We start from the raw sequence: 12,857 nt of genomic DNA, 5'->3' as shown, positions 1-12,857 counted from the left end.
AGGAATGTGGACGAAGCTGTCCGCCGCCACCGTGCCGGAGGTGGAGAGGTTCGACTGGTTCAACGACGTCATCTCCCACTCGCTGATGCCGCTCGTCCTCGCCAGTGAACGCTCCGCCGACTTCCAGGCGGACGCGGCCGCGCTGGACCTCGGCGCCGTACAGGTGTCGTCCTTCGCGTACTCGCACGTGCGGTCGCGGCGCACGCCCGCACTCATCCGGCGCGGGGACCCCGAGCAGTACCAGCTGTCGCTGCTGACCCGCGGCCGGATGTGGTTCACCCAGTGCGGCGCCGAAGCGGAACTCGCCCCCGGCGACATGATCCTCTGGGACACCTCGCACCCCTTCGAGGCCGACTGCCACCCCGGGCGGGGCACGCTCGGCGCGCTGGTCGTCCAGCTCCCGAGGACCGCGCTGCCCCTGCGCGCCGGCCGGATCGACCCGCTGCTCGGCCGCCGCATCGGCGCGGAGAGCGGGATGGCGGCCATCCTGGCCCAGTTCCTCACCTCGCTCGGCACGCACGGCTCCGCATGCTCGCCGGAGGAACTCAAGCGGCTCGGCACGGTCGCCGTCGAACTGTCCGCCGCCGTCCTCGCCCAGCGCGTCGACGCCTACGGGGAACTGCCCGCCGAGGCCCGCGCCCGCGCCCTGCGCGAGCGGATCGACGCCTTCATCGAGCACCACCTGGGGGACCCCGAGCTCACCCCGGCCCTGATCGCCGCCGCGCACGGCATCTCCGTACGCCGCCTGTACCTGCTGTTCCGCGACGGGGCGGAGAGCGTCTCGGCCACCGTCCGGCGCCTGCGCCTGGAACGCTGCCGCGCCGATCTGGCCCGCCCGGAACTGGCCGCCCGGCCCGTCCACGACATCGCCGCCCGCTGGTGCTTCGGCAACGCCGCAGCCTTCAGCCGTGCCTTCCGCGAGGCGTACGGGATCAGCCCCACCGCGTTCCGCCGCGCGGCGGCGCAGGCCGGCCCGCCCGGGGGCGCGTACGACGGCCCGTAGGACGGCCCGTACGACGGCCCGTAGGACGGCGCCCGTACGGCGGCGTTCCTACGGGGTGACGGAGAACTGCGTGAGGATGGCCTCCGCCAGCTCGGCGTCGCCCTCCACCTTCACCCGGTCCGCGACCGTGTGCGCCCGCACCCGGCCCGCCGCCAGCCGTACGTACGTCTCCCAGTCCAGCGTCAGCGTCACGGCCGGGCCCAGCGACGGCGCCTTGTCGACCGTGCCGCGGCCGTCGGCGTCCACCCGTACCGTCCGCATGAACTCCAGCGGACCGTGCACGTCGACGACCACCGCCGAGTTCGCCGGGGCGCCCGCCCGCTTGGCCACCACCTTCGGCAGCCCGGCCAGCAGCATGTCCCGCGCCACGTACGCGCCCGGCGCGTCCCAGTTCCCCGGCACGCCCAGCGCCGCCCGCAGGTCCTGCTCGTGGATCCACACGTCGAAGGCGCGCAGCCGCAGCGCGTGCTCCAGCGTCACCTGCTCACCCAGCGGACCCCGCACCATCGTGTCCGGATCCCGCTTCTCGTTGCGCAGCTGCCGCGCGCGCCGGATGACGGTGTACTCCAGCTCCGAGGTCATCTCCGGCGCGGTGTGGTGACGCCGCACGTCGACCTGCACCTCCATGTACCGGCTGAACTCGTCCACCACGTGCCGCAGGTCACGCGCGACCGTGTGGATCGGCCGCGGGTCCCCGAGCTGCTCGCATTCGATGCCGATGATGTGTGACACGACGTCACGGACCGACCAGCCGGGGCACGGCGTCGCCCGGTTCCACTCGCCCTCCGTCAGGGGGAGGACCAGCTCGGATATTGCCTCGATGGAGTGCGTCCACGCGTCGGCATAGGGCTGAAGGCTGGGATGGACGGTCAACGGGACCCCTCGCGGTGCTGTTCAGTGGCGCGTTTTCGGAAGCAGTGGACTCAGTTTCCAAAACTACGCTGCCGGTGAGCACCCCGGCAGTGCTTTCGTGTGACGATCGTAGGCCCGAGTTGACGGCTTGAACGCCAGGACGGTGGTAGTGTGCGCGCCTCGCTGATCCAAATCGCAGTGAACGAGGGCGAGTCGGTGACTTCCCGACGTGCCCGCGTGGCCGAGCTCGTACGGGAGCAGGAAGGCTCCGACCTCGTCGTGCTGCCGGAACTGTGGCCCGTCGGCGCCTTCGCCTACGAGCAGTTCGAGACCGAGGCGGAACCCCTGGACGGCCCGACCTACGAGGCCATGTCCAAGGCCGCCCGCGACGCCGGGGTCTGGCTGCACGCCGGCTCGGTCGTGGAACGCGCGGGCGACGGCTCCCTCTACAACACCGCCCTCGTCCTCTCCCCGGCGGGCGAGCTGGCCGCCACCTACCGGAAGATCCACCGCTTCGGCTTCGACCAGGGCGAGGCGGTGCTCATGTCGCCGGGCGACTCCCTGACCACGGTGGAGCTGCCGGAGCAGACCCTCGGCATCGCCACCTGTTACGACCTGCGCTTCCCGGAGCTGTTCCGCGGCCTGGTCGACGCCGGGGCCACCACGATGGTCGTCGCGGCGGGCTGGCCCGCGCGCCGCCGCTCGCACTGGACCCTGCTCAACCGGGCCCGCGCCGTCGAGGACCAGTCGTACGTCCTGGCGTGCGGGCTGGCCGGCACCCACGCGGGCGTCGAACAGGCCGGGCACAGCCTGGTGGTGGACCCGTGGGGCGAGGTCCTGGCGGAGGCCGGCCCCGGCGAGGCCGTCCTCACGGTGGACCTGGACCCGGCCAAGGTGGCCGAAACCCGCGACCAGTTCCCGGCCCTGAAGGACCGCCGCCTGGGCCGCGGCGACCAGGCGTGACCCCCACTGGTCTGACGTACGAGCGGATCGGGCGGACCGAGGAGGTGGTACGGCGGCTGGACGCGCTGGCACGCGTCTACCAGGAGGTCTACGCGGAACCCCCGTACCGCGAGGGCCCCCGGGACGCCGCCGATTTCCGCGAGCGCGCCGGGCGGCAGGCCGTGCGGGACGGCTTCCGGCTGGTCCTGGCGCGGGACGGCGACGAGCTCGTCGGCTTCTCGTACGGCTACCGGCTGCCCCCGGACACCGGGTGGTGGAGGGCCCTGGAGGAGCCGCTCGACGACGCCTTCGTCGAGGAGGACGGCCGGCGGACCTTCAACGTGGCCGAACTCGCCGTGCGCGGGCCCTGGCGGCGGCAGGGCGTCGCGGCCGCCCTGCACCGGCTCCTGATCGCGGACCAGGAGGCCGAGCGGATCACGCTGACCGTGCGCCCCGACCCCGAGGCCGCACCGGCGCGGACGGCCTACGCCACGTGGGGCTACCGGAAGGTGGGCCGGGCCCGGTACGGGGACGGGCACCCGGCCTACGACGTGATGGTGCTGCCCTAGCCCTGGCCGGCTCAGGCGGTGCGGAAACAGACCATGATCGCGAGGGTGGTGGGGGCCGGGCAGGCCAGGGCGCCCAGGAGGAGCAGGCGGCTCGACACGGCCATCCGGCGGATGCCGGGGGCGAAGGCGAGAGCGGCGAGTACGGCGCCCGCGCCCGCCGGCACCAGGAGGAAGCGCAGCAGCAGGCCTCCCACCGGCTGCCCGGCCGCCGCGCCCCAGACGAGCGCGATGGAGAACAGGCTCGCCAGCCAGACGAACGAGAGGGCGGTGACCGTCCACAGCAGGGCCGCGAGCACGGCGACGGCGGGCCGCTCCTTGGGGGCGGGCCGCGTCGGCTGCCACGGGCCGTACAAGGCCGCGTACGTGCTGGGATTCACCATGGGCTCCTTCCGTGGGGACGTACACGAGCCGGGGGGACGAGCACGATCCTCGCCGTCCCCGCACGCCCGCGGCATGAGCGCCCATGCTCACTTCGCCACGGTCCCGTACTCAGCCGGCACCCGGGTCGTCCTCCCGCTCCCCCTCCCCCTCCTTCTCCGCCATCCGGATCACGCACACCGCGACCGCGATCAGCAGCGCCGCGTCCGCGTCCTCGCGGACCACGTCCACCGCGTAGGTCTCGCGGACCCGGTACCACTGCCGTGAGACCAGCGCGAGCAGCTCCCCGTCGTACTCGACCTTGAACTCCCGGTCCAGGATCCGCCCGCTGACGTCGAGCTCGGTGCCCTCGGCCATGGTCACGCGGAAGTGGTTGCGCAGCAGCGAGAACCTCTTCCGCCGGATCACCGCCAACCGCCGCTCGTCGCGCTCCAGGGTCATCGCGTCGCGGAAGCTGAGCATCTTCTCCCGCAGGGTGATCAGGATCATCCCGTCCGGATCCTTCAGTTCCAGCGTGTCGCGGACCCGCAGCGCCTTCCCGTCGACGAGGAAGGCGTGGCGCCCGTCCTCGTCCTCGATCCAGTAGTCGTCCCCGATGGCCAGCACTTTGTCCCGTACGAGGTATTTCATGGGCTGATCAGTGCCCGCGATAGGTTTCCGCCATGCCACTCCTCTACGTGACCGACCTGGCCTACCCGGCGCGCGGCCGCCGCTACTGCGACGAGGACATATTCCTCACCTCCCGGCTGCGGGCCGACTTCGACCTGGCCCTGTGCCATCCCGCGGACGCGGAGGCGCTCCTGCCGCTCGGTTTCGACGCGGTGATCGTCCGCAACAGCGGCCCGGTCCTGCACTACCAGGAGGCCTACGACTCCTTCCGTGCCGCCGCCCTCGCCGCCGGCACGCCGGTCTACAACCCCCTCACCGGCCGCGCGGACATGGCGGGCAAGCAGTACCTCCTCGACCTGACGGCCGCCGGCTACCCGGTCATCCCGACGATCGACGACCCGGCGAGGCTCTCGGAGCTGCCGCAGGTCCCCACCTACGCGGTCAAGCCGAAGCAGGGCGCCGACTCCATCGGCCTCACCTTCACCGCGACACCGGACGGCCCGGCCGGGGCCGTGCTGATCCAGCCGCGCATCGACTTCACGTACGAGGTGTCGTTCTACTTCGTCGACGACGCCTTCCAGTACGCGCTGTACGCCCCGGACCCGGCCCGCCGCTGGGAGCTGGAGCGCTACGCCCCGACCGAGGCGGACCTGGCCTTCGCCCGCGCCTTCATCGACTGGAACACCCTCGACCACGGCATCCAGCGCGTCGACGCCTGCCGGGCGCCCTCGGGCGAACTGCTCCTCGTCGAGCTGGAGGACCTCAACCCCTACCTCTCGCTGGACCTCCTCCCGGCGGACGTCCAGAACACCTTCATCACATCGCTCACAAGATCTCTCCACTCCTTCCTCGGCTGATGTCAGTGCCGGGTGCCAGGCTTTTCCCATGGACAAGCAGACGTTCTGGCAGTTGATCGAGACGGCCCGCGCGGGCACGGCGGCGGACGAGGTGGCGGGGCGGGCGGCCGAGCTGCTGGCGGCCCGTCCGGCGGCGGAGATAGCCGCGGCCCAGCAGGTGCTGTGGGACCTGCTGGCGGAGTCCTACCGCAGCCCGCTCTGGGCCGCGGCCTACGTGATCAACGGCGGCTGCTCGGACGACGGCTTCGACTACTTCCGAGGCTGGCTCCTCACCCAGGGCCGGGCGGCCTTCGAAGCGGCCCTCGCCGACCCGGACTCCCTGGCGGCCCACCCGGCGGTCCGCGAGGCCGCGGCCGAAGGCCTCGAACTGTGGGACGAGGAGGCCCTCTCGATCGCCTGGACCGCCTACGAGTCCGCCACCGGCCGCGAACTCCCGGCGGACTCCTTCACGATCAGCTACCCGCCCCTGGACCCGGCCTGGGACTTCGACTTCGACGACACAGCCGAACTAGCCCCCCGCCTCCCCCGCCTGAGCACCCTCTTCGCCTACGCGTAGCCAGAGCCCGGCGGTGTCGAGGTCGATCCCGAACGGCGCGGGCAACCGCACCCGCGTCCCGAACGGATGCGGCCCGTCCACCTTGGTGTACCCGAGCCGCCCGGGCCCCGCGAACAGCGTGACACTGCCCTCCAGCGGGTCGACCAGCAGATAGAGCGGTGCGCCGTATTCGGGCTGTGCCCGCAGGACGCTCCGTGCGTGTTCGTGGTCCCACCCGTACGACACGCAGTCGATGACCCCTTCGAGCACCTCCGCACGCCCTCCGCGGACCCGCTGCACGGCGTACTTCAGAGCCTGCTCGGCATCGACCCCGTCGTCGTACTCCCGCGCGGTGGTCATGCCGGACGCCTCCTTCGCTGCCTGCTTTCAGCTCCCACGTGTCCCGCGCGCGCCCGTCGTCACCCCCGCGGGTGCACCTGAACCTGTGACCCGGCGTTCATACCCGGATGGCAAGCTTGAAGGATGAACGATGCTGCTTCGGCGCCCACCCCTGCGCCCGCGCCCCGACGTGCCCGTGTCCGTGCCCCCGAGCTGATCGGCAAGGGTGGCTGGCTGAACACCGGAGGGAAGGAGCTGACCCTCGCCGACCTGCGGGGACGGATTGCGATCCTGGATTTTTGGACCTTCTGCTGCATCAACTGCCTGCACGTCCTCGACGAGCTGCGGGAGCTGGAGGAGAAGCACCGCGACACCGTCGTGATCATCGGGGTGCATTCGCCGAAGTTCGTGCACGAGGCCGAGCACGCCGCCGTCGTCGATGCCGTCGAGCGGTACGAGGTGCACCACCCCGTGCTGGACGATCCCGAGCTCGCGACCTGGAAGCAGTACGCGGTGCGGGCCTGGCCTACGCTCGTCGTGATCGACCCCGAGGGGTACATCGTCGCCCAGCACGCCGGTGAGGGGCACGCGCACGCCATCGCGAAGCTCGTCGAGGAGCTGGAGGCCGAGCACGAGGCCAAGGGGACGCTGCGGCGCGGGGACGGGCCGTACGTGGCGCCGGAGCCGGTCGCGAGCGACCTGCGGTTCCCCGGGAAGGCGGTGCTGCTGCCGAGCGGGAACCTGCTGGTGTCGGACACCACGCGGCACCAGCTCGTCGAGCTGGACGCCGACGGGGAGAGCGTCGTACGCCGCATCGGCAGCGGCGAGCGCGGCTTCGGCGGCGACGCCTTCAGCGAGCCGCAGGGCCTCGCGCTGCTGCCCGACGGCCGGGTCGTGGTCGCCGACACCGTCAACCACGCGCTGCGCACCTACGACCCGGCCACCGGGCACGTGGAGACCGTCGCCGGCACCGGGCGCCAGTGGTGGCAGGGCTCGCCGACCTCCGGCCCCGCCCTCGACGTGGACCTGTCCTCGCCGTGGGACGTGGCCTGGTGGCAGGGCAAGGTGTGGATCGCCATGGCCGGTGTGCACCAGCTGTGGACCTGGGATCCGGAGGGCGGTACCGTCGCCGTCGCCGCCGGGACCACCAACGAGGGGCTGCTCGACGGGCCCGCCGCCGAGGCCTGGTTCGCCCAGCCCTCGGGGCTCGCGGCCGCCGGGGACCGGCTGTGGATCGCCGACTCCGAGACCAGCGCCCTGCGGTACGTCCACCCCACCGACACCGGCTACGCCGTCACCTCCGCCGTCGGCACCGGCCTGTTCGACTTCGGGCACCGGGACGGGGACGCGGGCCAGGCCCTGCTCCAGCATCCGCTCGGGGTGACCGCCCTGCCCGACGGCTCGGTCGCGGTGTCCGACACGTACAACCACGCGCTGCGCCGCTACGACCCCGCCACCGGGCAGGTGTCCACGCTCGCCACCGACCTGCGCGAGCCCAGCGACGCCGTGCTCGTCGGCGACGACATCGTGGTCGTCGAGTCGGCCCGGCACCGGCTGACCCGGCTGCGGCTCCCGGAAGAGGCCGTACGGGTCGAGTCCGTCGCGCACCGGACGCAGCGGGCCGCCACCGAGGTGGCGTCCGGCACGCTCCGGCTCGACGTGGTGTTCCAGGCGCCGGCCGGGCAGAAGCTCGACACCCGCTACGGGCCGTCCACCCGGCTGCTCGTCTCCTCGACCCCGCCCGAGCTCCTCGCCGGGGGCGAGGGCGCCGGGACGGACCTGTTCCGGGAGCTCGCGCTGAATCCGGAGGTCACCGAGGGCGTGCTGCACGTCTCCGCGATGGCGGCGTCCTGCGACGACGACCCGGCCAACGAGTACCCGGCCTGCCACGTCCACCAGCAGGACTGGGGCGTGCCCGTCCGGGTCACCGCCGACGGCGCCTCCCGGCTGCCCCTCGTCCTCGCCGGGATGGACGAGGCCGCCGCGGAGTGACGTACCGCCTTCCTGGAGGTCAGCCCTCCAGGAAGGCCACCAGGGCGTTGGCGAGGAGGTACGGGTCGTCCGCGCCGCACAGTTCGCGCGCGCTGTGCATCGACAGGATCGCGACGCCGATGTCCACGGTCTGGATGCCGTGGCGGGCGGCCGTGATCGGGCCGATGGTGGTGCCACACGGCATGGAGTTGTTGGAGACGAAGGTCTGCCACGGCACGCCGGCCCGCTCGCAGGCGCTCGCGAACACCGCGCGCCCGCTGCCGTCCGTCGCGTACCGCTGGTTGACGTTGACCTTCAGGATCGGGCCGCCGTTGGCGCGCGGGTGGTGCGTCGGGTCGTGCCGTTCCCCGTAGTTGGGGTGCACGGCGTGCCCGGTGTCGGAGGACAGGCAGATGGTGCCGGCGAAGGCCCGGGCGCGGTCCTCGTACGAGCCCCCGCGCGCGAAGACTGAACGTTCCAGCACGTTCCCCAGCAGCGGGCCGTCCGCGCCGGTGTCGGACTGCGAGCCGTTCTCCTCGTGGTCGAAGGCGGCGAGCACCGGGATGTGGTCGAGCTTCTCGGAGCCCGACACCGCCGCCAGCGCCGCGACGCCCGCGTGCACCGACAGCAGGTTGTCCATGCGCGGGCCGGCCACCAGCTCGCGGTCGCGGCCGAGGTACGCGGGCGGTTCGATGGAGTGGACCATCAGGTCCCAGCCGGCCACCGAGCCCTGTTCCAGGCCCTCTTCCTCTTCCAGGAAGGAGATCAGGTCGCCCTCGTGCACGTCGCCCAGGCCCCAGATCGGCTGCATGTGCCGCTGCTTGTCGAGCTTGAGGCCGTCGGTGTTCACCGACCGGTCCAGATGCACGGCGAGTTGGGGCACGCGCAGCAGCGCGCGGTCCACGTTCACCAGGCGCTCGCTGCCGTCGCGCAGGGTCAGCCGGCCGGCGAGGCCGAGGTCGCGGTCCAGCCAGGTGTTGAGCAGGGTGCCGCCGTAGATCTCGACGGCGATCTGCCGCCAGCCCTGGGAGCCCGTGTCCGGCTGCGGCTTGACCCGCAGGTTCGGGGAGTCGGTGTGCGCGCCGACGATCCTGAACGGGGTGTGCGCGGCCGCGCCTTCGGGGACGTACCAGGCGATGAGTGCACCGCCGCGGAGCACGAACTTGCCCCCGGTGCCCGCATCCCAGGCGTCCGTTTCCGACAACTGCCTGAAGCCCGCCTTCTCCAGCCGCTCCGCCGCGTTGGCCACGGCGTGGTACGGCGACGGACTGGCCGTCAGGAAGGTCATCAGATCGTCGGTGTGGCCGCGGTCGAAGCGGGCGGGAGAGCTCATGTGGTTCACCTTAACGACGGTCGTGTTCGCCATGGCCGGACTGCGACGGATGGCCGGAGGTCGGGGTCCGCAGGGTGGGTGGTCTGCGGTCCCGTCGGTTTTCAGCCCGGCGGTCGCTCGAATCGGCGCTGCAGTTGTCTGCGCTCGCCCCGGCGGATGCGCGGGAGCATCTCCGGGGTCTGCGGGGAGCGCTGCGCGCGTCTCTTGCGTCCGGCGCAGAAGATACAGGCCTCACCGGGGGGCGCGTCGGGGTCGATGGGTGCGCCGGGGTGTTCGGAGCAGCCCGAGGCGTTGCGCGGCCGGGAGAGTTCGCGGGCGACGATGAAGGCGCGGTGGAGGTCGTCGGCGATGCGGACGAAGTCCTCGGCCGGGGAGGACAGGCCCAGGTGGAACCGCTGGTCCTCGACGGTGCGCACGCACGCGCGCAGTGCCTGGAGGGTGTACGGGCCCTCCGGTACGGGGTATCCGAGGCGGCGCTGTTCCCCGGCGGGGGCCGGGGCGGGGCCGCCGTGCCGGCGCTGTCCGAGGCGCCGCCGGTCGTTGCAGATGAGGCAGCGGCCCCAGCCGTCGGGCGCCTCGGGATCGAGGGCACCGTTGGGGTGCTCGGGGCAGCCGGTGTAGCTCCTGGCGGGGGCGAGTCCGGCGGCGGTCTGGAAGGCCACGTACAGCGCGTCGGCGATGGTGTCGTACTCGGCGGGGTGGGCGCCGTCGTACAGCTCGCGCAGGTGGTCGCCGAGACTGCCCAGGCTCGCCTGCAGCTCCTTGAGGGCGTACGGGCGCCCGGTGGGGACGGAGTACCCCCTGCTGCCGTGCTGATCCTGTGGACTCATGCCTACGAGCGTCCCATGAACGACTGACATCGGGGAAAGCCGCAGGACAGGGGCCCCGGGGCGGACCGGGCCGGGATGCACCGGCGGCCGGGACCCCGTGTGGGGACCCGGCCGCTGTGCGTACACGGCGTACTGGTGTGGCGGGCGGGCGGTGCCCGCGCGCGGCCTAGAAGGCGGCTTCGTCGAGCTCCATGAGGGAGTTGTCGACGGCCTCGGCCAGCGCGCGCTGGACGGAGACGCCCGGGAGGACCTCGGCCGCGAAGAACTTCGCGGCGGCGATCTTGCCGGTGTAGAAGGGGACGTCCTTCGCGGAGGCGGTCGCCAGCTTCTCGGCGGCCACGGCGGCGCCCCTGAGCAGCAGGTATCCGACGACCACGTCGCCGGAGGCCATCAGCAGGCGGGTGGTGTTCTGGCCGACCTTGTAGATGTTCTTGACGTCCTCGCCGGTGGCGGTGAGGTCGACGATCATCTGGCCGACGATGGCCTCCAGGTCCACGGCGGCCTTGGCGAGCGCGTCGCGGGCGCCGGCCAGCTCCTCGCCGCCGACGGCCTCGGCCAGGAACTTCTTGATCGTCTCGGAGAGGAGGTTCAGCGAGGCGCCCTGGTCGCGGACGATCTTCCGGAAGAAGAAGTCCTGGCCCTGGATGGCCGTGGTGCCCTCGTAGAGGGTGTCGATCTTGGCGTCGCGGATGTACTGCTCGATCGGGTACTCCTGGAGGTACCCGGAGCCGCCGAAGGTCTGCAGGGACTGCGCGAGCTGCTCGTACGACTTCTCCGAGCCGTAGCCCTTGACGATCGGCAGGAGCAGGTCGTTCAGGCCTATGAGGGCGGAGGCGTCCTCGCCCGCGGCCTGCTTGACCTGGATCTCGTCCTGGACGGTCGCGGTGTGCAGGACGAGGGCGCGCATGCCCTCGGCGTACGCCTTCTGCGTCATGAGCGAGCGGCGCACGTCGGGGTGGTGCGTGATGGTGACCTTGGGCGCGGTCTTGTCCATGAAGTTCGCGAGGTCCGGGCCCTGCACGCGCTCCTTGGCGTACTCCAGCGCGTTCAGGTAGCCGGTGGAGAGCGTCGCGATGGCCTTCGTGCCGACCATCATGCGGGCGAACTCGATGATCATGAACATCTGGCGGATGCCGTCGTGCTTGTCGCCGATCAGCCAGCCCTTGGCGGGGTGCTGGTCGCCGAAGGTCATCTCGCACGTGTTGGAGGCCTTGAGGCCCATCTTGTGCTCGACGTTCGTGGCGTAGACGCCGTTGCGCTCGCCCAGCTCGCCGGTCTCCCAGTCGAAGTGGAACTTCGGGACGAGGAAGAGGGACAGGCCCTTGGTGCCCGGGCCGTGGCCCTCGGGGCGCGCGAGGACGTAGTGGAGGATGTTCTCCTCCATGTCGTGCTCACCGGAGGTGATGAAGCGCTTCACGCCCTCGATGTGCCAGGAGCCGTCGTCCTGCTGCACGGCCTTGGTGCGGCCGGCGCCCACGTCCGAGCCGGCGTCCGGCTCGGTGAGGACCATGGTGGAGCCCCAGCGCTTCTCGACGGCGATCTGCGCGACCTTCTTCTGCGCCTCGTTGCCCTCTTCGAAGAGGATGCCGGCGAACGCCGGGCCGGAGGAGTACATCCAGATGGCCGGGTTCGAGCCGAGCAGCAGCTCCGCGTAGGCCCAGATCAGGGAGCGGGGCGAGGTGGTGCCGCCGATCTCCTCGGGCAGGCCCAGGCGCCAGTACTCCGAGTCCATGAAGGCTTCGTAGCTCTTCTTGAAGGAGGCCGGGACCGGCGCGGTGTTGGTGGCCGGGTCGAAGACCGGCGGGTTGCGGTCGGCGTCCGTGAAGGACTCGGCCAGCTCGTTCTCGGCGAGGCGGGCGAGCTCGGACAGGACGCTCTTGGCGGTCTCGGTGTCCATCTCCTCGAACGGACCGGTGCCGTACTGCTTGTCGCGGCCGAGCACCTCGAAGAGGTTGAACTCGATGTCGCGGAGATTCGACTTGTAGTGCCCCATGGCGACGGCTCCGTTAAGGCTCGGGGAGAGAGGTTCCTCGTACATACCAATCGGTAACGTAATGATGCTACCCGTCGGTAATAACACGCAACCCCTGGCGACTGTGACCAGCGTCAAGCCTGGCGGGAAATGCGTGTCCGGGCGTGACGGGCAGGTCGGTAGTCTTCCCCTCATGTACGGCTACGACCAGAACGTGAGCGCAGGGCAGCAGTACGCCGCCCCGCAGCAGATGGCCGGCGGGTACGGCGAGCAGCCGCTCTACCCCGAGCCATCGCCGCCGTCGCTCGCCGACGCGGTGCGGGCCTTCACCACGGGGTCCCTGTCCGCGGAGGACTTCCAGCAGATCTTCGCCACCTCGAAGGTCTACTGCCCGCGCGGCGAGACCCCCGGATTCCTGGCGCTGCACAACACGCAGCAGCCGGTCATCCCCATGTTCACCACGCTCAAGGAGCTCCGCCGGTACGCCGGCAAGGAGTCCAAGTACTTCGTGATCACCGGCGCCGAGGTGATCGACCTGCTGCCCACCGGGTACGGCTTCGTCCTCGACATGGAGGGCGACCACCGGATGGTCTTCGACGCCAAGGCGGTCGAGCAGATGGTCGAGTTCGCCATGCGCCGCATGTACGGCTAGCCGCCATCGCTGCGC

The 12,857-nt window shown here is 71.5% G+C and carries 14 protein-coding genes; 7 read left to right on the top strand and 7 right to left on the bottom strand.

Annotation, left to right across the window (positions count from 1 at the left end; genetic code table 11):
* The first annotated feature begins 4 nt into the window (after positions 1-4).
* Positions 5-1,003, top strand: coding sequence for a helix-turn-helix domain-containing protein (locus ACFYZ4_RS38245; protein WP_351289869.1), 999 nt, complete (start codon positions 5-7; stop codon positions 1,001-1,003).
* A gap of 48 nt (positions 1,004-1,051) precedes the next feature.
* Here ACFYZ4_RS38245 and ACFYZ4_RS38240 read toward each other — a convergent pair whose 3' ends face one another.
* Positions 1,052-1,876, bottom strand: a complete 825-nt coding sequence (locus ACFYZ4_RS38240) for a maleylpyruvate isomerase family mycothiol-dependent enzyme (protein ID WP_351289867.1) — start codon at positions 1,874-1,876, stop codon at positions 1,052-1,054.
* Between the two features lie 150 nt (positions 1,877-2,026).
* On the opposite strand from ACFYZ4_RS38240, the gene ACFYZ4_RS38235 reads away from it, so the two are divergent.
* On the top strand, positions 2,027-2,818 hold the full coding sequence (locus tag ACFYZ4_RS38235; protein ID WP_351289865.1) for a carbon-nitrogen family hydrolase: 792 nt from the start codon (positions 2,027-2,029) through the stop codon (positions 2,816-2,818).
* Entirely contained in the window at positions 2,815-3,366 is a 552-nt protein-coding gene (locus ACFYZ4_RS38230; protein WP_390786168.1) for a GNAT family N-acetyltransferase, read from the top strand. The genes ACFYZ4_RS38235 and ACFYZ4_RS38230 overlap by 4 nt, the downstream gene beginning before the upstream one ends.
* An 11-nt stretch (positions 3,367-3,377) precedes the next feature.
* Here the strand turns inward: ACFYZ4_RS38230 and ACFYZ4_RS38225 are convergent, their stop codons facing one another.
* Positions 3,378-3,746 (bottom strand): hypothetical protein, encoded by a 369-nt coding sequence (locus ACFYZ4_RS38225; RefSeq protein ID WP_390786167.1) that lies wholly within the window; start codon positions 3,744-3,746, stop codon positions 3,378-3,380.
* A 109-nt stretch (positions 3,747-3,855) separates the two neighbouring features.
* Positions 3,856-4,374 carry an LURP-one-related/scramblase family protein gene (locus ACFYZ4_RS38220; protein ID WP_390786166.1) on the bottom strand — a complete coding sequence of 173 codons (519 nt, stop codon included), beginning with the start codon at positions 4,372-4,374 and terminating at the stop codon, positions 3,856-3,858.
* A 32-nt stretch (positions 4,375-4,406) separates the two neighbouring features.
* Between ACFYZ4_RS38220 and ACFYZ4_RS38215 the strand changes: the two genes are divergently transcribed.
* On the top strand, positions 4,407-5,210 hold the full coding sequence (locus ACFYZ4_RS38215; protein ID WP_351289857.1) for a hypothetical protein: 804 nt from the start codon (positions 4,407-4,409) through the stop codon (positions 5,208-5,210).
* Between the two features lie 28 nt (positions 5,211-5,238).
* Positions 5,239-5,766 carry a DUF4240 domain-containing protein gene (locus ACFYZ4_RS38210; protein WP_351289855.1) on the top strand — a complete coding sequence of 176 codons (528 nt, stop codon included), beginning with the start codon at positions 5,239-5,241 and terminating at the stop codon, positions 5,764-5,766.
* On the opposite strand, the gene ACFYZ4_RS38205 is transcribed toward ACFYZ4_RS38210, so the two are convergent.
* Entirely contained in the window at positions 5,719-6,105 is a 387-nt protein-coding gene (locus ACFYZ4_RS38205; protein WP_390786165.1) for a hypothetical protein, read from the bottom strand. The genes ACFYZ4_RS38210 and ACFYZ4_RS38205 overlap by 48 nt on opposite strands.
* A 123-nt stretch (positions 6,106-6,228) precedes the next feature.
* On the opposite strand from ACFYZ4_RS38205, the gene ACFYZ4_RS38200 reads away from it, so the two are divergent.
* Positions 6,229-8,076 (top strand): NHL domain-containing thioredoxin family protein, encoded by a 1,848-nt coding sequence (locus ACFYZ4_RS38200; protein ID WP_390786164.1) that lies wholly within the window; start codon positions 6,229-6,231, stop codon positions 8,074-8,076.
* A gap of 19 nt (positions 8,077-8,095) precedes the next feature.
* Here the strand turns inward: ACFYZ4_RS38200 and ACFYZ4_RS38195 are convergent, their stop codons facing one another.
* The 3 genes from ACFYZ4_RS38195 to ACFYZ4_RS38185 all read right to left on the bottom strand — a co-directional run bounded on the left by ACFYZ4_RS38195 (position 8,096) and on the right by ACFYZ4_RS38185 (position 12,211).
* Positions 8,096-9,388, bottom strand: coding sequence for a M18 family aminopeptidase (locus tag ACFYZ4_RS38195; protein ID WP_351289848.1), 1,293 nt, complete (start codon positions 9,386-9,388; stop codon positions 8,096-8,098).
* 101 nt (positions 9,389-9,489) lie between these two features.
* On the bottom strand, positions 9,490-10,218 hold the full coding sequence (locus ACFYZ4_RS38190) for a hypothetical protein (protein ID WP_351289846.1): 729 nt from the start codon (positions 10,216-10,218) through the stop codon (positions 9,490-9,492).
* A gap of 166 nt (positions 10,219-10,384) precedes the next feature.
* Positions 10,385-12,211: an acyl-CoA dehydrogenase gene (locus tag ACFYZ4_RS38185; RefSeq protein WP_351289942.1), complete on the bottom strand. Its 1,827-nt coding sequence runs from the start codon at positions 12,209-12,211 to the stop codon at positions 10,385-10,387.
* 172 nt (positions 12,212-12,383) lie between these two features.
* On the opposite strand from ACFYZ4_RS38185, the gene ACFYZ4_RS38180 reads away from it, so the two are divergent.
* On the top strand, positions 12,384-12,842 hold the full coding sequence (locus tag ACFYZ4_RS38180) for an SseB family protein (RefSeq protein WP_351289844.1): 459 nt from the start codon (positions 12,384-12,386) through the stop codon (positions 12,840-12,842).
* Positions 12,843-12,857 lie beyond the last annotated feature (15 nt).

The sequence above is a fragment of the Streptomyces sp. NPDC001513 genome, assembly GCF_042894695.1.
In the GTDB taxonomy this organism is placed as follows: domain Bacteria; phylum Actinomycetota; class Actinomycetes; order Streptomycetales; family Streptomycetaceae; genus Streptomyces.
The sequence above is the reverse complement of the archived record's forward strand: the minus strand, read 5'-3'. Positions and strand labels throughout refer to the sequence as shown.